The sequence below is a fragment of the Maridesulfovibrio bastinii DSM 16055 genome (assembly GCF_000429985.1).
Classification (GTDB): Bacteria; Desulfobacterota; Desulfovibrionia; order Desulfovibrionales; family Desulfovibrionaceae; genus Maridesulfovibrio; species Maridesulfovibrio bastinii.
In genome coordinates this window covers 40,780-60,995 of record NZ_AUCX01000009.1, presented here as the reverse complement: position 1 = coordinate 60,995, position 20,216 = coordinate 40,780, and the positions used below count along the sequence as shown (strand labels likewise).

The following is a 20,216-nucleotide window of genomic DNA, read 5'->3' as shown; positions in this document are numbered from 1 at the left end:
TCCGTTGACTGGTTAACAGGTTTCTTTTTTCGGGAATATCAGAGTAATCATGGCCCCGCCCTCAGGGTTGTTATCTATTTCCATAGATCCCTCATGGCTTTCCACAATATTGCCGACTATGGCAAGACCAAGGCCTGTTCCGTTATCTTTAGTGGTAAAAAAGGGATCACATACTTTATCTATTATTTCCTGTGAAAATCCCGGACCATTATCCGAAAAAACTACTTCAATGCTTTCACCGTTATCATTGATAAACAGATCAATAACACTGTCTGACTCAATCGCCTGAATAGAGTTTCCGGTAAGATTGTAAAATGCTCTGTAAAGAAGATCGCTGTCACCGCAGATATAATTACCGGGAACGTAGTTCCGATTGATAATTATATTATTCTGCTCACAGCGCGCTTCCATAAAAAATACTATTTTATCCAGTATTTCAGCCGGATCAGTTTTTGTTTTGTTTACCTTTCGCGGCCGGGCATAATCAAGAAAATCACTTACAGTCCTGCTCAGACGTTTCGTTTCCTGATGGATAGCTTCCAGAATTCTGGTATTAACAGGATCTTTTTCTTTAATCCGTTTAAGGAGAAGCTCCGAGCTGGAGCTTATGATTCCAAGAGGATTTCTTATCTCATGGGCTACACCTGAAACCATTCGTCCTATACTGGCCAGCTTTTCACTCTGATTAAGCTCACGTTCAAACTGTTCACGGTCTTCAATACGCTGGGCGTTTATCATATCAGCCCTTTTGATAATCATCATGATAGTGGCAAAAAGTATCAGCGCGGAAAAACTGGAAGTAAAAAGAATCAACCTTTCAAAATTTATGACAGACTGATAATCCTCAGTAATATCCTGAGTTATTTCAAGAGCTCCCATAATAAAATTTTCATCAATATTAAGACTTCGCTCAGAGCGTAGCGGATAGGTCATCTTAAGCAGCATTGATCCCGGCTTCATATCAAAAGTAAAAATAGCTGCGAAGGTAGATATATTGCTTACAAATTCATAACTGGCAACGCCTTTATCAAGAGCTTTTTTAACAAACTGTCCAGCCAGTCCTTTTTTACCGATTATTGATTTATCAGTGGAGTAGGAAACAATGAAACTCGGATCTATAATACGTACTTCATTAATTTTAAAACTGTGAATGGTTGTGCGGACAACCTGATCCAGCCTTGTCATCTGCTCTTCGTTTTTCAGAGCAACTTTTCCATAACCAATGATAGTCGGGAGAATAAACCTTCTATATATCTGGTGGTTAAGGTTTTCAGCCTGTAACAGCGCAAATTCTTTCTGCTTTTCGAGCAGGGTATCATCGGCATGATTTGCCAGAAAAACCGACAGGCCCAGACTGCTGGCAACAATAACAGCTAGAAGTGTCCATGAAAGAAATTTTACAAGTTGAAATGAATGGACCTGTTCGGTTTGCTTATTTGAATCCAAAAATCAGAACTCCTGTTCTTTGCGCTCAGTGCTGAGAAATGCATCAAGGTCTTTTTTCTCAGCAGCAAGTCCACCGGCTCCCATCCTTGCCTTGGCAAGACGTTTTCCTAACTCTACGGCAGGCTGGTCTATCGGGTTGATGTTTAAAATCCATCCGGTGAAAATTGTTGCTGCCATCAAAAGTCCCATAAGTTTTCCGGCAGCTTTTTCATCAGCAAAGGCCAGCTGCATTTCAACCAGAGGAACTCCGGTTTTACATAAAGCCATTTTAGTTCCAAGACCTTCTGCCTGAAGAAGCTCACCGAATTTTCTGTTTTTGATGTAGGCGAACTTTTCAGGAATGTCATCGGGAAAAGCCATACCTTCCGGAAGATTGGGGCAGGTCAAAAATAAGCAGGCCTTGTTTCGTGGTCCATCAAGGAACATCTGGTTTACAGAATGCTGGTCAGTAACCCCTACTGCCGGAATGGGCTGACTTCCTTTTCCTTCCTTACCGATGCTTTCGGCCCAGAGCTGGGCAAACCACTGTCCGAAGCAGGCCCATTGGGGAATATACGAGAAGAAAATTAGCTCATTATAGCCCTTTTCCATGAGCGCAGCATTCCAGCAGGCCAGCTCGAATGAAGGATGCTCCACTATTTTCCAGGCATCAAGAGAAGGTGAAGCAAGTGGTGCTAAAATGTTGGCAGCCCCTTCCACTAGGGAGCTGTAATCAATTCCCATAAACATGGCAGGTAGAAGACCTACGGCAGACAGAATTGAATAACGCCCGCCAAGATAATCAGGAACTTCAAGACTGCGTATTGAAAGTTCGTCAGCCTGCTCCCGCAGAAATCCGTTATTTTTGTCAGTTACAAAGATGAAATTGTCATTCCAGCGTTCAGGACTGGCTTTACGCATCCATTCTTTGGTCAGAAAATACTGGCTGATAGTTTCAATTGTGCCGCCGGATTTGGAGACAACAACAACAATTGTTTTTTCAGGAGGAAGTTTTTCAAGATAGGCTTCAATTGAATTTACGCAGACATTATCTGCTATCCAGAGCCATGGACCGTTATGACCGGGCTGGTCCTGACTTTGAAAAAAAGCTTTCTGGAGTGCGCGGGCTCCAAGTGCTGAACCGCCGATTCCAAGCAGAAGCATGTGCTCGAAACCTTGAATAAAGGGCTTTAATCCTTCAAGCTCGTGAAGAAGTTCAGGCATGTAGCCCATAGAACAAAATGGTAGTTTACCCTGTTCTATTTCATTTTTTAATTTTTTTGAAATTAATTCAGCTTGTTGGCGAGGGGTCGAAATGTCCAGATTATCAAGAAAGCCGTTAGTCCAGTCTATTATGTTCGCAGCCATATCTGATTTCCCCCTGATGATTTTAGTGGCATTCCCTGTTTTTTATAACAGGGAATGCCTGTTTATTTTTCAAATATGGTTATTATTACGAACTTTTTATTTCTTCATCAACACTTTGCCGACTTTTTCAAGTGAAGATTTCAGAATTTCATCATCTACGGCATAGGAAAAGCGGATACAGCGGTCATCACCGAAAGCTGAACCGGGGACAAGAGCGATACCGGCTTCTTCAAGAATCTTGGTACACATGGAAGCTGAATCAGGTGTTTCTTCATCGTAAAATGCGTTGAGAACCGGGAAGAGATAAAAAGCTCCATCAGGTTTTGAACATTTTACGCCGGGCCATGATGTAATGATATCATAGGCAATATCTCTACGTCTCTGGAATGCTTCCCTCATAGTATCAACAAGATCCCACGGACCTTCATAAGCAGCGATAGCGGCTTTCTGGGTCATTGAATTGATATTTGATGTAGACTGTCCCTGAATCTTTACTATTGATTTAACGAGGTCGGCATGAGCCAGTGTTGTTCCTACACGCCAGCCGGTCATGCTGAAACTTTTTGAAAGAGCACCAACAACAGCAACATCTTCAGGATTCTTTTCCCAGAATGTTGAAAGTGTTGAAAATGTAGCCGGCTCGTAAACAAGCCTGTCATAAACTTCATCACAGATGATGAATATTCCGCGTTTTTTAGCCCACTGTGCAATTTCATCAAGATGAGCCTGCGGATAATGTCCACCAGTAGGGTTGGACGGGGTGTTTAAAATAAGAACTTTTGTTTTAGGTGTGCTGCTTGCTTCCAGATCTTCAACAGAAGCTAAAAAACCGTTGGAGGCTTTTGTTGGCACAATAACCGGTTTTCCATCGGCCAGTTCAACCATGGGAGGATAGCTTACCCAGTAAGGTGCAGGAATAAGTACTTCGTCACCCGGATCGACCAGAGCCATACACAGATTGTAAAGAGAGTGTTTTCCACCGTTGCTGATAATTGTATTTTCAGCTTCAGCTTTAACACCGTAAAATTTTCCGTAATATTCAGCTACGGCTTTGCGGAGAGCCGGCATTCCCGGAACCGGTGTGTAACGTGTGAATCCTTCATCTGCTGCTTTTTTCAAGGCTTCACATACATGCTTTGGTGTAGGAAAATCTGGTTCGCCCACGGCAAGGCTTACAATCTCCCTTCCCTGTGCGCGCAGTTCCTGTGCTTTAGCGTTCACCGCCAAAGTAGCTGACGGCTTTGCTCTCATAAGTCTTTCGGAAATTTTCATTTCAATCGATCCTGCTGCTATTGTTATCTTCATTACCCCAGCCGAATGTCTGAAAATTTTTACAGACTAACCCGGCAGTCCAATTTGTTACCCAAAGGACTAGATTTGAAATATTTCAACCTGCCGGAAAACTTTCTGCCTGAAAATTTTCATAAAATGTATTACACCGGAACAGAAATTTAGTTGAAAACAGTGTAAAGGTAAATCTTTGCTTCATCTAATTTTCAGGATAAATCAAGCTTAGTGAAAAACTGATCATGGATTTTTAATGCTGCCGGTTATCTGTTCATACCGTTTATAGTGAATGAACTTGACTGTTTTTATTATTTGGTTTGAGGTGGTTTATTAATTGTTTTCAAGGTAGCAATGCCCTCTGCTTTTTAAAAATATGACGGCCACTGCCGATGTTTTAACTAATAATTCAGCTACAGAGCTGTTCATATCAAAATGAATGTCGAAGGAGACAGAATGTTCAAGAGGATAGTAATCCCCGTTTTACTTATTACATTGTCGGCATGCGCGCCTAAAAATTTTAATGGAACCTTTACTGAGGGCCAAGAATCCCTGCCTGTTTCCATGACAGCTACAGCACACATGCTCTCAGGAACTGATTATTCTCTGGAAACAGAACTTCCCGATGGAAGTGTTTTCAAGGGTGAAATTGATACCAGACATCCCTCGGCAATACTTTACAATACTAAAGGTAAAAGCATGAAATGCGATTTTTCTTTTAAAAATAAGAAAAAATCGTTTAAAGCAGGTGGAAAAGCTGTCTGCACCACTTCTGAAGGACAGTCTCTTGATTTAACTTTCTGATCTATTGCAAATAATTATAATAAATGATTCTGCTAAACAGGCTTTCATATAATTTCGGCTCAAACTGGGCCCTTAAAGATATCAATCTTGAAGTAGGCAAAGGTGAGTTTGTATTTCTTACCGGTCATTCCGGGGCAGGAAAAACAACTCTTATGCGTCTTCTTTATGGAGCGTTGCCGGTTACCAGAGGTCAGGCCACCGTTGCCGGTTTCGATCTGCATTCTTTAAAGAAGAGAAAAATACCTGAACTGCGCAGAGAAGTCGGCGTTGTTTTTCAGGATTTTAAAATTCTCACCAACCGAACTGTTTTTGAAAATATCGCACTCGCGCTTATTGTCCGCAGAATGCCTAAATCAACAATTGATAAAAGGGTCAGAGCCATTATCAGAGCTTTAGGACTTGAAAAAAAGACATACACCTTATGCGAGCGCCTTTCAGGAGGGGAACAGCAAAGAGTTGCCATTGCACGTTCAATGGTGGTTAATCCCAAACTGATTCTTGCAGATGAACCTACCGGAAACCTTGATTTTGATCTTTCGATGCACCTTATGGATATTTTCAGACAATTTAATACTCATGGCACAACAGTCGTAATGGCCACCCACAGCCGTGAAGTTCTTCAAACCATACCGGAAGCAAGAATTGTTCACCTTGAAGACGGATGCATAGCCGAACCGCCTGCGCACCTCTTTATGGAGGACGAGTAAATGTTTATTCTTTTTTTCAGACTCGTAGGCCGGGGCATTCGTGATCTTGGTCTTCATCCATGGGCAAATATTTTTACCCTTATTGCAGTGACAATGGTTTCACTGCTTGCAGGTTTTTTTATGCTTGCCCTGCAGAACATCAATCAGGAACTCCTTAAAACACGCGGCGAAGTTCAGTTTCAGATATTCTGGAAGGCTTCAACACCTGAAGATGTTTATGTTTCGGAATGGGAAAAACTTTCAAATATTGAAGGATTGAAAGAAATTCATACTTTTACCCCGCAAAATGCACTGACACAGTTGTCTTCGGCTCTTGGTGGCGGAGAAAATTTTTCATATCTTGATAAGGATAACCCGCTTCCACCGACAGCTCTTCTTTCTTTTTCTGTAGAACCCGGTGCCGGTGACGAGAACTGGGCTTCAGATCTTCTTTCTGAACTCAAAGCTATGAACGGTGTGGATAAAGTCCACTATAATCCAATACAGATAGACCTTGCCAGAGGGTGGCTTAATCTGACAAAGACAATTGTCTGGCCGGTAATCATGTTCTTAGGTCTGGTTGTCGCGCTTGTTGTAGGTAATACGATGCGTCTGTCGCTTATGACCAGAAAAGACGAGATTGAGATACTTTATCTTGTCGGAGCCAAGCAATGGTTCATAAGAATACCTATTCTGACCGGCGGTGCTGTTCAGGGTTTTCTGGGTGGAACCTTAGCTGTAGGCATCCTTTACATGGCGCAGCAGTTTTTCAGGGATATATTGAATTTTCCACCTCTGTTTCTGAAAATAGGCTTCCTGCCTCTTGATCAATGCGCAATGCTGGTCGGCGTAGTTGCTGTTGTCGGAATTATCAGCAGTTATGTAGCCGTGCGTTGATAAAAAATATTAAAATAACCTGATCATGTTTGCAAAATACAACATCAGTCTTAGTTAATAAAAATGTCTCCGGAAATATTATGCCAACTGGATTCATTTCCATCAGTTATCCGGATTTTCGTGTTTGAAATCATAATATCAGGATTTTGAGCATCAGTAACAGTTTCCCGGGAAGTTAAACTTTTTTTGAGGTTTAAGCCTGTTATGGCATTCCCTGAATATATTTATCCGTAATATTAAAAAGAAGTTAATGAGGCCAATTATGAGAAGTAAAAAAATGACAGGTGGACTGGAGAAAGCCCCCCACCGTTCTTTGCTTTATGCTCTTGGAATGTGCAAGGAAGAAATGGACCGCCCCCTGATCGGTGTATGTAACGCCGCCAACGAGATTATTCCGGGCCATATGCACCTGCATAACATTGTTAAAGCCGTTAAAGACGGTGTACGCCTTGGCGGTGGTGTTCCCATGGAATTTCCCGCAATCGGTGTATGTGACGGACTTGCAATGAACCATGAAGGCATGAAGTTTTCTCTTCCGAGCCGTGAAGTTATTGCAGACTCAATTGAAATAATGGCAACAGCCCATCCGTTTGACGCTCTGGTTCTGGTTCCAAACTGTGACAAGATCGTTCCCGGCATGCTTATGGCTGCACTGCGTATAAATATCCCTACAGTCATCGTCAGCGGCGGTGCCATGCTCCCCGGATCAAAGAATGGTAAGAAGGTCGACCTTATTACTGTTTTTGAAGGCGTAGGCATGGTTAAAACAGGAAATATGACCGAAGATGAACTCTCAGGACTTGAGCAGTCAGCCTGTCCTACATGCGGTTCATGTTCAGGTATGTTCACCGCAAACTCCATGAACTGCCTTTCCGAAACTATCGGACTGGCACTGCCCGGCAACGGAACAATTCCGGCAGTAATGTCAGACCGTATCCGTCTTGCTAAAAATGCAGGACTTCAGGTTATGGAAGTTCTGAAAAAAGATATCAAGCCCAGAGATATCGTAACTGAAAAGAGCCTGAAAAATGCAGTAACCATGGATATGGCTCTCGGCTGTTCCACAAACACTGTTCTGCATCTTCCGGCAATCTTTAATGAAGCCGGAATAAAGCTTGATCTTTCAATCTTTGATGAAATCAGCCGTAAAACTCCTAATCTCTGCAAGCTGTCACCTGCCGGTCCCCACTACATCAGTGAGCTTAATGAAGCCGGCGGAATTCCCGGTGTTATGGCAGAGCTTGCCAAAGAAGGACGTCTTGAGCTTGATGCTATAACTGTCACAGGTAAAACTATCGGTGAAAACCTCAAGGATCTTAATGCAGGCATCACCAACCATGAAATAGTTAAGCCTATTGATAAACCTTACAGCAAGGAAGGCGGTATCGCAGTCCTTTATGGTAATATTGCCGAAGAAGGCTGCGTAGTTAAGCAGTCGGCTGTTGCACCGGAAATGATGCACAGAACCGGAGTCGCACAGGTATTTAATTCTGAAGAGGAATCTGTTGAAGCTATCCTTGGCGGAAAGATTAAAAAAGGCGATGTAGTCGTAATTCTCTATGAAGGACCGAAAGGCGGACCGGGAATGCGCGAAATGCTCACACCTACATCCGCTATATCCGGTATGGGACTCGGCTCTGATGTTGCCCTTATAACCGATGGACGCTTCAGTGGCGGTACCAGAGGTGCTGCTATCGGGCATATCTCACCTGAGGCTGCCTCAGGCGGCACTGTCGGCCTCATAAAAACAGGCGACAAGATAGAAATCAATATTCCTGAAAGAACAATCAATCTGCTTGTTGATGACGCAGAACTCAAAAAACGCAGAGCAGATTTTAAACCAATAAAGAAAGAAGTCACTTCTTCTTTCCTTAAACGCTACAGTGAAAATGTTACTTCGGCTTCAACCGGAGCAGTTTTCAAAAAATAAAAAATTAATCCGGAAGATGTGCTCACATCTTCCGGATTTTCCCTTCCCCTTTGATCCTTACGGATCAGTCCCTTTTCCTCACAGGATAATTTTTAAGCAAAGTAATAAGCTTTTCAGCATCAACTGGCTTGGGCAGATATTCGTTCATACCGCTTTGAATAAATTTCTCCCGGTCTCCTCTCATAGCATGTGCCGTAAGAGCTATGACAGGTATTCCGGAGACCTCTTTGAATTCAGGCGAGGTTCTGATGGCTACTGTAGTCTGTATGCCGTTTAGAACGGGCATCTGAATATCCATCAGCACAAAGTCAAACTGCTTTTTCAATATAACTTTGAGAGCCTCTTCCCCGTTATCAGCGCAGGTTACTTCATATCCGTTTTTTTCAAGAAGTTTGCTTATAGCAATCTGATTTATCTTTTCGTCTTCAACCAGAAGAATAGAATTGGCTTCGTTACTTACAGGCTCCTTAATCTCCACTTTAGCTTCACTTAATTTTTCATCAGGCATTTCAATAAGTCCAAGCTTGAGTGTTACATGGACTTCAGTTCCTGCACCCTGTTCACTGGAAAAGACCATGGAGCCATTCATGAGACTGATCAGTCTTTTAACCATGCTCAGCCCCAGTCCTGTGCCCCCGAAACGCCTTGTGTGGGAGCTGTCTGCCTGAGTAAAGCTGTCAAAAATATAAACCATGTCTTCATCTTTAATTCCGATACCTGAGTCAGTTATAACAAAATGGATATTGACTTCATTTTGTTCTGCTTCCCTGTTCAGAATATATATTTCAAGATTAACAAAACCCTTTTCAGTAAATTTGATGGCGTTACCAACAAGATTGTATAAAATCTGACGTATTCTGACCTGATCACCAACTACCGTTGCAGGAACTTCCGGATAAATTTTATATGTAAAATCAAGCTCTTTACGTGCTATTTCCTGAGAAAATGATTCAACAACAGGTAAAAGTGATTCTTCCAGCTGGAAAGGTTCTGATTCAATATCCAGTTTTCCAGATTCTATTTTGGAAAGATCAAGTATATCCGCCAGAATTCTGAGCAGACTCTTTGCCGAGGATATTCCGGTATCAACAAAATTTTTCTGCTCACTATCAAGATCAGTCATCTGAACCAGTTGAAGCATTCCCATAACCCCGTTTAGCGGAGTACGGATTTCATGACTCATATTGGCTAAAAATTCAGTCTTGGCCAGATTTGCTTCAACAGCTTTGTTTTTTGCAATACGCAGATTATCTTCTATCTCTTTTGATGCGGTCAGATCATGCATTGCCAGCAGGGTTTTATTGCCAAGATTTACAATAATCATTTCTACAGAGCGGTTTTCACCGTTCTTACAGATAAGCGTCCATTCTTGTGATTTCGTTTCCTGTCCGGTTTTTTTTACCTGAGTAATGGTTTTAATCAGACGCTCATTCTCAGGTTGCGGACAGGCCTTTTTCCACCAGCTTTCAAATTGTGAAACATCATCAATTGTATACCCAAAGCTTTCAGTAAATTTATCATTCAACAAACTTGCTTTGTAATCTTTTTCTATAAGACAAAGTGGGTATGGTGTTTTAACGACAATTTTCTGGAGTTGTCTTTCACGCTCAAGCAGTTTTTCCTCATTTTTCTTTATATCTGTAATGTCACTCCAGAGACTTAAAAAACAGACTTCCCCTCTTAATCTAATTGTTCTTATTTTTATAAGAAAATATCTTATTTCTCCGGCTTTAGTCTTTACTCTGGCCTCATACTTTTTTCCCCCGGATTTCAGTATGGAGGTCATGTTCCTTTTCATTTCAAGCTTGCTTCTGCCTATTTCAAAGTCAAAAATATTAAGCTTTGAAAATTCGTTGCGATCATACCCAAGATTTTCATAAGCCCTTCTGTTGAAATCCAGTATTTTACCGTTGGCGTTGGTCAGTAAAATTGCTTCAGCTGCCTGATCAAAAGTTATTTTATAACGGTCAAAATTCTCATTTTCCCTGTTTTCCGAAGCCTTACGCTCCTCTATTTCTTTGGATAGAGTTTCATTTGTCTTTGCCAACTCTTCGTTTCTTACTTTTATTCTCTGTTTGAGTTTAAGATTGAATAAAAGAATAAGAACTGAGCTCACGGCAATGACAGCGAGTATCAAGATAAGGAGAACAAAGTGCAGTTCACTGTTATCAAATGAATTTTCAGCAGCAAGACAGGTTGATGCCTTGAGCATTATCAATATTGATAAGAGTGAATTGATGACCAGTTTAATTTTCATAATTCGATAGTTACGTTTGGTTTAGCCATTAGGTATGAGGAATTTATATTTTAGGCTTATACCTATAATAAATCATAACTGAATAATTGTGTCGAGAAAGAATTAAATTAAATCGCTTAATATCAAATTTTATCTACTGTCCATTGCTGATCAGTCAAAATTTGAAAGTCCTAACTTTCTCACTGGCCTCTTCGCTTATCCCGTCATTTGAGCTTCCAAATAGTTTAAATTTTATATCTGCTGATATGCTGCTGATCCTTTCATTCTTTTTTCAAGGTGGATTTCATTTTAAAATGTTGAAACGGATTTAGAAAGTTTATCCGGTCCTTCAATCAATTCTTCTCTGTTCAGCTTTAAATATATATATTCTTCTTTTCGTTTTAGTAAGCTCGGTTCTTATGTTACTTAATTAGGTAAGGTATTAAAATATTAATATTTTTTAGGAACAATTATTGTAGGTCATAGTGAACAAACAAACATATTTTTTGTTCTTTTTACTTAGGAACACATCCACGGCACATATTATCAAAAGTTATCAACAGGCTTTTCGTTTCTGTCTTAACATATTGTAATTTAAGTATTTTTAAAAATTAATAAAGAACAGTACCATCATTTTTAACTTTAAATATGGGTATAACTGAATTTTAAAATATATATGAAATATGGTGTCTTAAGTTTCTGTTTAAAACTTTCCTACTCAGGTTTTGAACAGGAAATAAAAAACGGCCGCCTTTCAAAAAGAAAAGCGGCCGTTTGATATCTTATGGATATGGTAATTAATCTTTATTCATAGCGGTACGGATGCAGATAGTTGCCCCACCCCATGTAATACCAAGTCCGAGTACCATCATTATAATTGCTCCGGTAGTCATGATTTATCTCCTGAAACTTGTGTTTGTAGAAGCGTACTGGCCGAATGCTCCCTGACGGAAACTGAAAGCCAGTGCGAATATGGCACAACCGAAAAGAACAAACCATCCGCAAAGCATAATAGCTGTATCAGAGTAGTTTCCATAGTTTTTGGAAATATCAGTGATAAGGTTGCTGATGACCATTATGCCGAGCATGATCGGTGTGATAAATCTAAGGCAGATGTTCCAGGCTGAATTAATTTTAAAGTCTGAAACATTATTGATATGGCTGCGCATTTCTTCAAGGTCACAGAACCATCCGATGAGGATGATTTCAATAAGACCACCGAAAAGAATACCGAAGTTGTTGACAAAATGGTCAACAATATCAAGCAGCAGTAACCCACCGCCAGTTGTGAAAGCGGTACTTATAATGAATCCTATTCCGCATACAAGTATAGCGGCAGCTTTACGGGGCATTTCGAGCTTGTCGATAATAGCACAGGTTACAGCTTCAAGGATTGAAATCATGGATGAAATACCGGCAAAAGTAAGAGCAAGGAAGAACAGCACTCCGAAAAATGTCGGCATAGGCATAAGGTTGATGGCTGTAGGAAGGGTCACAAAAGCCAGACCTACTCCGCCACCGGCAACATCGCTTATCGGCACACCCTGCTTTGCAGACATATAACCGAGAACGCTGAAGATCATTATTCCTGCAAGCAGACTGAAACCACAGTTGATGAAAACAGTCATGCAGGCGTTGTTGCTGACGTCTGATTTTTTGGGAAGGTAACTTGAATAGGAAAGCATGATCGCAAAGCCGAGTGAGAGGCTGTAAAAAATCTGACCGAAAGCGGCTGACCATACTTTACCACTGGTAAGTGCGGAGAAATCAGGCTTGAAAAGCCAGTTGATTCCTTCAGAAGCACCATCAAGAGTAATAACGCGTCCGATAAAAATAAGAACCAGAATAAAGAGCAGCGGCATGAATATTTTGTTTGCTCTTTCAATTCCCCGGCGGACACCTGTGAATATAGAGATAAAAGCGACAATCCATGCAAAGCTGGACGCAGCGAAAATTTTCCACTGTATATCACCCATATTAAGTGGTGAATCTGTCAGTCCGAGAAACGCTCCGAAAAAGAATCCTTTAGGATCTGCAGTCCATCCCTGATTGAATGAAAGTATGAAGTAATCAATTGCCCAGGCAATAACCACTACATAATAACAAGCAATTACGAATGCTACCAGGACCTGCCACCAGCCGAGCCATTCCCAGCGTTTGGATATAGATGTAAAAATTTTGGGAGCTGATCCGCGAAATTTATGCCCGAGCCCGAATTCGAGCATCATGAAGGGGATACCGGCAATAAGCATAGCTACAAAATAAGGGATCAGGAATGCTCCGCCACCGTTATCGTAAGCCATGTATGGAAATCTCCAGATGTTACCAAGACCGATTGCTGAACCCACGGCGGCGAGAATAAATCCGGACCGTGATCCCCAGGTTTCTCTTTTTTGCATTTTAAAAAAACTCCTTTGAAACCAAAAACGATCCGCATAAATATTTTTAGCGGATTTGTTAAAAACGACTATATATAATCGCTAAAAGCGTAGAGCTGAACCAAATATGATACATTTTGATCATTGTCCACGCATAAAATACGAAAATGAATGGATACAAGGGCATCAGCAGTCTATTTATGTAATTTTAATATTAAACATCTTAATATAATTAATTAAAATATATTACCAACAATGTAATACAGTACAATTTAAAAAATGGAATAAAGTCTGTGTTTTACCAATAGTGTTTATTGCCTGATAAAAATTACAGATGCTGCTGCGATAACTGAAATTGAAACTGAAATAGATTAATTTTGCTGTTCAATAAGCTTATTTATTTTAAAAAAAGAGAATATTGCCGCATTAAATTTAAGAGGTTTAGGATTATAATCTGACCCCTTAAATTAAAATGAAAAAATCTGACATAAATTCCTAAGCGCTTATAATAGTGAAGATTTCATAATAGCCTATTTTATCAGTTTTTTAACTGCATCAGTGCCTTTTCTATAACAAATTCCCATACAAATTATATTTATCTGGTTGAAAAGAATGAACTGTTTTTAGCTTAATAAAACATACCTTGAAACCCTGAAATTATAAGGGTTGAACGCAGTGAATTAAGTCAAAAAGTCCTCTTGACGTAGCAGTGGATAATAACATACCTAACGGGCAGGTATAATAACCTATCGACTAGGGGGGTATTAATACCAACCTTATTAATAGGTTATTTAAAACGTCGAGTTTTGTTTAGCTTTTTCCTTTTATTTGGCTGGGTTTCATACTTGGAGGAGTGCCAGGCAGAGGAAGCTTAAACGTTGAAACGAGGCAACAAAGGGCCACAGATAGTCTCTGTAAACGCCCAATGCTTTGTAGAAAGGGGATCGATATCATGGCAAACGGAAGAAAGATTATGCGTTTTTCCGGTATCCTGATCGTCCTTTTGGGGGTGCTGGGATTCCAGATGGAAGTCTTCAGCAAGGTTGGTACCCCTGATGAGGACAGCAAGGTGCGTTCTGATCTGATTATGATCAACACCATTGCGAAACAGGAAAAACCGGAGCTCCCTGCAGTTGTTTTTCTGCACGGCACGCATACCAAGATGATGGCGGAGCAGAACAAAGACTGTACTACCTGTCATAAAGATGTGAACGGGAAGATGTCCTATAAGTTCATGAGACTTAAAGACGGTACTCCCGCTGAACTTAAAGAAATTTACCATAGTAACTGTATCAGCTGTCACGAAAGTGAAAACAAGGCCGGCCGCAAAAGCGGACCTCTTGCCGGTGAATGTCGCAGCTGTCACCAGAAAGAGCCTGAGCTTACAGCAAAGCGCGCAGATGCCGGAATGGATAACACTCTGCATTATCGCCACTGGAGTTCTAAGATTATTGCTCAGGATAAAGGTCAGGATACCAACTGTGGAAGCTGTCACCATGAATATGACAAGTACAGCAAAAAGCTTGTCTATAATAAGGGTAAGGAAGAAAGCTGCAGAGCATGCCATACTTCCAAACCTGAAGGTGATGTAAAAACAGACAAAATGGATGCTTTCCACAGTGAGTGCGTAACTTGTCATCTGGATCTTTCCAAAGCCGGAGTAGATAAGTACGGACCGGTTGAATGTGCCGGCTGTCACGGTGAAAAAGAACTCGCCAAAGTCAAAGCTGAAGATAAGAAACTTCTCAAAAAGCTGGGCGGAACTCTTCCCAGACTTCCGAGAAACCAGCCTGATGCTGTTCTTATGACTTCTTCCGTTAACGACAGAAAAGTCGATTCATCCAAAAAACAACTTGCCGGAATGATGCCTCCGGTTGCTTTTGATCACAAGAATCATGAAAGCAGCACTGAGTCCTGTCGTTCCTGTCACCATAAAACCCTTCAGGCTTGTTCGGAATGTCATACCGAACAGGGAACCAAGAAGGGTGGATACGTTACCCTGGAAAAGGCCATGCATAAGCCTGACAGCGATAGAAGCTGCACAGGATGCCACGCAAAAGAGCAGAAAAAGCCCGAATGCGCCGGTTGTCATGACCTTATACCTCAGAACAAGCAGTCTGAACGGACCTGTAGTGTATGTCACGAGAAGATCAAGGACGACTCTCAGGCCGACCTCACCACTCTGGCTGCCTCCGCCAAGGCAGCCAGAGCTAAAGAGATTATCTCCGAAAGGCCCGATTCACCGAATCTGCCAAGTATAGATGCAATTCCGGAATTCGTGACCATTAATGCTCTTGAAAATGAGTACAAGCCATGCAAGCTCCCCCATCGCAAGATAATTATGAGTCTTGTTAAGAAGATGAAGGGCGATAAGCTTGCTAATGCTTTCCATAGTACTCCGCTTGCAGTCTGCCAGAGCTGTCATCATAACAGCCCTGCTTCCGCAACTCCTCCGAGCTGCGCAAGCTGCCATGCCAAGCCTTTCCTCGGTAAGGACGGACGTCCCGGACTGAAAGCCGCTTATCATGGCCAGTGCATGACCTGCCACAAGAGCATGGGTATTGAAAAGCCCGTCTCAACTGACTGCACAGCCTGTCACGAAAAGAAATAACGGATAGCCTTAAGGAGTTACAATAAATGTTACGCAGAACATTCCTCGGAATGCTTGGTGCTGCCTGTGTCGGGGCTACAACTCCCGGCAAGGCCGGCGCCGCAGGGCACGAGTTTAAAGGTTATCCCGGAAGCAAGGGCGTTCTTTTTGACGAAACACGCTGTATCGGCTGCCGCAAATGTGAAGCAGCCTGCAACAAGGTCAACGACCTTCCTGCTCCGGAGAAAAAATTTGATGACCTTTCTGTTTTGGATACAAAACGCAGAACGGACTCGAAAACTTTTACAGTAGTCAACAAATACGAAATTGAGGGCAAAGGCTCTGTATTTCGTAAAAATCAGTGCAATCACTGTCTTGAACCTGCATGTGCTTCAGCATGTTTTGTAAAGGCTCTTACAAAGAGCCCCAGCGGAGCTGTTGTTTATGATGCTTCGGTTTGTGTGGGTTGCCGCTACTGCATGGTTGCCTGTCCTTTTGAGATTCCCACTTACGAATACGACGAGCCTCTTACTCCCAGAGTAAGAAAGTGCACCATGTGTGCTCCGCGTCTTGCCGAGGGCAAACTTCCCGGATGTGTTGAAGCATGTCCTAAAGAAGCTCTCACATTCGGAACAAGGGACGAACTTATCAAGATAGCCCGCCAGCGTATTGAACGCTACCCGGACCGTTATCTCGACCATATCTATGGTGAGCACGAAATGGGTGGAACCAGCTGGATGTATATATCAGGAGATCCTTTCTCCAAAACAGGACTTCGCGAAGATCTTGGAACTAAATCCGCACCTGAACTGACAGCCGGACCTCTGGCTGCTGTTCCCATGGTAGCAGGTCTCTGGCCTGTTCTTCTCGGCGGTATTTACGCTGTAAGCAAGCGCAAGGATAAAGTTGCCGATGAAGAGCGCAAGGATGCTGTTGACAACGCTATTGCAAAAGCAAGTGCCGAGGCTGAACAGACTCTTTCCGAAGCCTTGAGCAAGGCTGACGTAGCTAACAAGCGCAAGATCGAAGTCGAGGTAAAGAAAGCTGTAGAAGAAGCCCTTTCCGCTAAAGATGCGGATGAAGAAAATGGCGAAGAAAGCAGCGAGGAGGAATCCTAATGGCCACTCCCGGTAATAACGGACCTAAATCGGTCTTCAATACCTTTAATCTGGTAGCCGGAACCATTATTGTAATCGGTCTGATCATTACAGTGATCAGATTTTACAAAGGTATCGGTGCTGTAACCAACCTTGATGACAACAACCCCTGGGGAATCTGGATCGGTTTCGACCTTCTCTGCGGTGTTGCTCTGGCAGCCGGTGGATATACCACTTCGGCAGCATGTTATATATTCGGACTGAAGAGATACCACTCTGCTGTACGCCCGGCTCTTTTAACCGCTTTTCTCGGATACGCTCTGGTTGTTGTAGCTCTGCTTTATGACCTCGGTCGTCCGTGGCGTCTGCCTTATCCTATATTCTATCAGCACGGAACAACTTCGCTGCTGTTTGAAGTAGGTCTTTGCGTCTGCATTTATCTCACAGTCCTTTTTATTGAGTTCACTCCGGCTCTTTTTGAATGGCTCGGAATGAAAAAGCTGAGGAATTTTGTTGTTAAAGGAACTCTGGCACTGACAATTCTCGGTGTAGTCCTTTCAACCCTCCATCAGTCTTCACTTGGAGCACTTTATACAATTGCTCCATCAAAGCTGCATCCTCTGTGGTATTCACCGTATATGCCGCTGTACTTCTTTGTTTCCAGTATAGTTGCCGGACTTTCGATGGTTATATTCGAAAGCTCGATATCTCATAAGAAGCTTCACCGTATGATGGATGAGGAATACCTCAAGCATCATGACAGTGTTGTTCTCGGATTCGGTAAAGCCTGTTCACTGATTCTCTTCGGCTACTTCTTCATCAAAACGATGGGTGTGGCTTACGGTAACAACTGGCACTATCTCGCATCCGGATACGGTGTTGTATTCCTGATTGAGATGCTCGGTTTTGTCGCACTGCCCTGCTTCCTTTATGCTGTTGGCGTACGCGATAAAAATATCAAGCTTATTCAGAGAGCTGCTGTTCTGACTGTTATCGGAATCGTTTTCAACAGATTCAACGTTTCCATGATTGCTTTCAACTATCAGCTGCCTTCTTCCGAGAGATACTTCCCCACTATGATGGAAATCGGAATCTCCGTATTCATCGTGACAGTTGGTGTTGTTCTTTTCCGTTTCATCACTACCAGGATGCCTATTTTCTTCGAGCATCCGGACTACAAAGGCGAGCACTAGGCCGTCAGGGAGAAGAAGAAAATGGAAATACATACCCTTCAAGAATATTACACCTTTACCAAAGGTATCATGTACTTGTTGATGGGCGGCGCTCTTGTTGGCGTAACCCTGTTCTGGCAGTTCCTCATGGGTGGAAACAAAAAAGACGACTAGCCATGGGCTGTCGATAATTTAGGAGAGAAAAAATGTACGATTTTCTGACAGGTCCAATGCTCTGGCTGACTTTTATAGTCAGTTTCGGCGGACTGTTGGTGCGCGTCATTCTCTATATAAAGGGTCTGGACCAACAGCTTGACCGTGTAGCTTACCGAGCCCACCTTTCATACGGAATAAAAGGGGCTATCAGATCTATTCTCTGCTGGCTCAATCCGATTGGCGCCCGCGGCTGGAGAATCCGTCCCGGATTCACTTTCATGTTTTTCCTGTTTCACATCGGACTGCTGCTGACACCTGTGTTTCTGGCAGCCCACAATGTAATGCTTCAGGACGCTCTGGGCATAAGCCTCCCGGCTTTGCCGTCATTCTTAGCAGATACTCTGGCCTGGATTGTTGTTGTCGGCGGAGTATTCATGATTCTGCGTCGTATCGCATTCCCTGAAGTAAGAATTCTGACCACAGCTTACGATTATCTCGTTCTGGTTATTGCCGTAGCTCCTTTTGTTACCGGTCTTATAGCCCGTTATGCTGTAGGTGATTACCAGTTCTGGCTTCTGGCCCACATTATTTGTGGCGAAATCTGGCTGCTCAGCCTTCCCTTCACCAAACTCAGTCACTGCGTACTGTTCTTTATGTCCCGCGCTCAGCTTGGCATGGATTACGGTATCAAACGCGGCGGCATGAAGGGATCTTCAATGGCCTGGTAGGTCTGAAGATTTAAAAAGCCACATACAGGAGAAGCAAAATGCCTGAAGGAAAAATTTGTAATAAACAGCCTATTAATACTGTTGAGCAGCTTCAGCTGACACTCGCTGATAAGAGCGGCATAAAGTATTATGAAGAAATGGAACATCTGGATGTTGATACCGACAAGCTGTGGGCATCAATCCAGAAAACCATGAAATCAAGAACTAAAACCTGGCTTGAAATATGCGCCCACTGCGGCCTTTGCGCAGAAAGCTGCTTTCTTTATCAGGTTAACGGAAAGGTTCCCACACAGGTTCCTTCCTATAAAATTCAGTCCACCCTTGGCGAAATGGTCAAGAGAAAAGGTAAGGTGGACAATGCTTTCATGCGTCACGCCATGGAAGTTGCATGGTCACAGTGCACCTGCTGCAACCGCTGCGGAATGTACTGTCCTCACGGAATCGACGTAGGTGTTATGTTCTCATATCTCAGAGGACTTCTTTATTCTCAGGGTTTTGTACCGTGGGAACTTAAAATCGGTTCCGGTATGCACCGCATCTATCGCGCCCAGATGGACGTAACTCAGGAAGACTGGGTTGAAACATGCGAGTGGATGGCCGAGGAAACCGAAGAAGAATGGCCAGGACTTGAGATTCCGGTTGATAAAAAAGATGCGGATATCATGTATACCTGCAACGCCCGTGAACCCAAGCATTACCCTGAAGATATTGCAGAAGCTGCTATTTTGTTCCATGTTGCCGGTGAAAACTGGACAGTTCCTTCTGAGGGCTGGGAACAGACTTCGCTTTCCATGTTCGCAGGTGACTGGGAATGCTGTAAAGATAATGTTCAAAATGTTTATAATGCCATTGAAAGGCTGAATCCCAAAAGATGTATCGGCACCGAATGCGGTCATGCGCATCGCGCAACTGTCATCGAAGGCCCTTACTGGGTTGGTCGTGAAGACGGACTTCCGCCAAGACCTTACATTCACTATGTTGAATGGCTGGCAGAAGCCCTGCGTACCGGCAAGCTCAAAATTGATCCGGCAAAACGTATCAAAGAGCCTGTCACACTTCAGGATTCCTGCAACTATGTTCGTAACCACGGCCTCAAGATGATAACCAGAGAAATTATCGAATATATCGTTGAGCCCGGTTATTTTGTGGAAATGTCACCGAACCGTGAACATAACTACTGCTGCGGCGGTGGTGGCGGCTTCAACGGAATAGGAAAATTCCGTCCACAGCGTAACGTGGCTCTGCGTAAAAAAATGGAGCAGATTATTGATACAGGTGCAAAACTTGTCATAGCTCCATGTCATAACTGCTGGGATGCCATTCGTGACCTTGAGGAGGAATACCACATCGGAATCCGCTGGTCTTTCCTTAAGCCGCTTATAATCAGCATGCTCGAAGTGCCGGAACATCTTAAGCCCAAGGAAGAAGAGTAGTTTATCCGGCTGGTGTGCAGCTTTAATTGTCC

General features: G+C 42.7%; 16 protein-coding genes. 10 read left to right on the top strand and 6 right to left on the bottom strand.

Annotation, left to right across the window (positions count from 1 at the left end):
* Positions 1-12: 12 nt before the first annotated feature.
* The 3 genes from G496_RS0104755 to G496_RS0104745 all read right to left on the bottom strand — a co-directional run bounded on the left by G496_RS0104755 (position 13) and on the right by G496_RS0104745 (position 4,065).
* Positions 13-1,446: a sensor histidine kinase gene (locus G496_RS0104755; RefSeq protein WP_027178273.1), complete on the bottom strand. Its 1,434-nt coding sequence runs from the start codon at positions 1,444-1,446 to the stop codon at positions 13-15.
* 3 nt (positions 1,447-1,449) lie between these two features.
* Entirely contained in the window at positions 1,450-2,793 is a 1,344-nt protein-coding gene (locus G496_RS0104750; protein ID WP_027178272.1) for a hypothetical protein, read from the bottom strand.
* Between the two features lie 96 nt (positions 2,794-2,889).
* A complete protein-coding gene (locus G496_RS0104745; protein WP_027178271.1) occupies positions 2,890-4,065 on the bottom strand; it encodes a pyridoxal phosphate-dependent aminotransferase in 1,176 nt (391 codons plus the stop codon).
* A 468-nt stretch (positions 4,066-4,533) separates the two neighbouring features.
* Here G496_RS0104745 and G496_RS0104740 point away from each other — a divergent pair, with 468 nt between their 5' ends.
* The 4 genes from G496_RS0104740 to ilvD all read left to right on the top strand — a co-directional run bounded on the left by G496_RS0104740 (position 4,534) and on the right by ilvD (position 8,394).
* Positions 4,534-4,881, top strand: coding sequence for a hypothetical protein (locus G496_RS0104740; protein WP_034632415.1), 348 nt, complete (start codon positions 4,534-4,536; stop codon positions 4,879-4,881).
* Positions 4,882-4,904: 23 nt separating this feature from the next.
* On the top strand, positions 4,905-5,588 hold the full coding sequence (gene ftsE, locus G496_RS0104735) for a cell division ATP-binding protein FtsE (protein WP_027178269.1): 684 nt from the start codon (positions 4,905-4,907) through the stop codon (positions 5,586-5,588).
* Positions 5,589-6,464, top strand: coding sequence for a cell division protein FtsX (locus G496_RS0104730; protein ID WP_027178268.1), 876 nt, complete (start codon positions 5,589-5,591; stop codon positions 6,462-6,464).
* A gap of 262 nt (positions 6,465-6,726) precedes the next feature.
* On the top strand, positions 6,727-8,394 hold the full coding sequence (ilvD, locus tag G496_RS0104725) for a dihydroxy-acid dehydratase (protein WP_027178267.1): 1,668 nt from the start codon (positions 6,727-6,729) through the stop codon (positions 8,392-8,394).
* 64 nt (positions 8,395-8,458) lie between these two features.
* Here ilvD and G496_RS20435 read toward each other — a convergent pair whose 3' ends face one another.
* The 3 genes from G496_RS20435 to G496_RS0104705 all read right to left on the bottom strand — a co-directional run bounded on the left by G496_RS20435 (position 8,459) and on the right by G496_RS0104705 (position 13,029).
* Positions 8,459-10,651 carry a response regulator gene (locus G496_RS20435; RefSeq protein ID WP_051294837.1) on the bottom strand — a complete coding sequence of 731 codons (2,193 nt, stop codon included), beginning with the start codon at positions 10,649-10,651 and terminating at the stop codon, positions 8,459-8,461.
* 776 nt (positions 10,652-11,427) lie between these two features.
* Positions 11,428-11,523, bottom strand: a complete 96-nt coding sequence (locus tag G496_RS21055; protein ID WP_156900593.1) for a MetS family NSS transporter small subunit — start codon at positions 11,521-11,523, stop codon at positions 11,428-11,430.
* Between the two features lie 3 nt (positions 11,524-11,526).
* Positions 11,527-13,029 (bottom strand): sodium-dependent transporter, encoded by a 1,503-nt coding sequence (locus G496_RS0104705; protein WP_027178266.1) that lies wholly within the window; start codon positions 13,027-13,029, stop codon positions 11,527-11,529.
* Positions 13,030-13,960: 931 nt separating this feature from the next.
* On the opposite strand from G496_RS0104705, the gene hmcA reads away from it, so the two are divergent.
* The 6 genes from hmcA to hmcF are packed head-to-tail and all read left to right on the top strand — an operon-like array spanning position 13,961 to position 20,184.
* A complete protein-coding gene (gene hmcA, locus G496_RS0104700) occupies positions 13,961-15,619 on the top strand; it encodes a sulfate respiration complex hexadecaheme cytochrome HmcA (RefSeq protein WP_027178265.1) in 1,659 nt (552 codons plus the stop codon).
* Between the two features lie 26 nt (positions 15,620-15,645).
* Positions 15,646-16,716, top strand: coding sequence for a sulfate respiration complex iron-sulfur protein HmcB (gene hmcB / locus G496_RS0104695; RefSeq protein WP_027178264.1), 1,071 nt, complete (start codon positions 15,646-15,648; stop codon positions 16,714-16,716).
* A complete protein-coding gene (hmcC, locus tag G496_RS0104690; protein ID WP_027178263.1) occupies positions 16,716-17,888 on the top strand; it encodes a sulfate respiration complex protein HmcC in 1,173 nt (390 codons plus the stop codon). The genes hmcB and hmcC overlap by 1 nt, the downstream gene beginning before the upstream one ends.
* A 21-nt stretch (positions 17,889-17,909) precedes the next feature.
* The gene (gene hmcD / locus G496_RS0104685) at positions 17,910-18,041 is read left to right on the top strand and encodes a sulfate respiration complex protein HmcD (protein ID WP_027178262.1); all 132 of its coding nucleotides are present in this window, start codon (positions 17,910-17,912) and stop codon (positions 18,039-18,041) included.
* Positions 18,042-18,073: 32 nt separating this feature from the next.
* Positions 18,074-18,751: a sulfate respiration complex protein HmcE gene (hmcE, locus tag G496_RS0104680; protein ID WP_027178261.1), complete on the top strand. Its 678-nt coding sequence runs from the start codon at positions 18,074-18,076 to the stop codon at positions 18,749-18,751.
* A gap of 38 nt (positions 18,752-18,789) precedes the next feature.
* Positions 18,790-20,184 (top strand): sulfate respiration complex iron-sulfur protein HmcF, encoded by a 1,395-nt coding sequence (gene hmcF / locus G496_RS0104675; protein ID WP_027178260.1) that lies wholly within the window; start codon positions 18,790-18,792, stop codon positions 20,182-20,184.
* Positions 20,185-20,216: the final 32 nt, after the last annotated feature.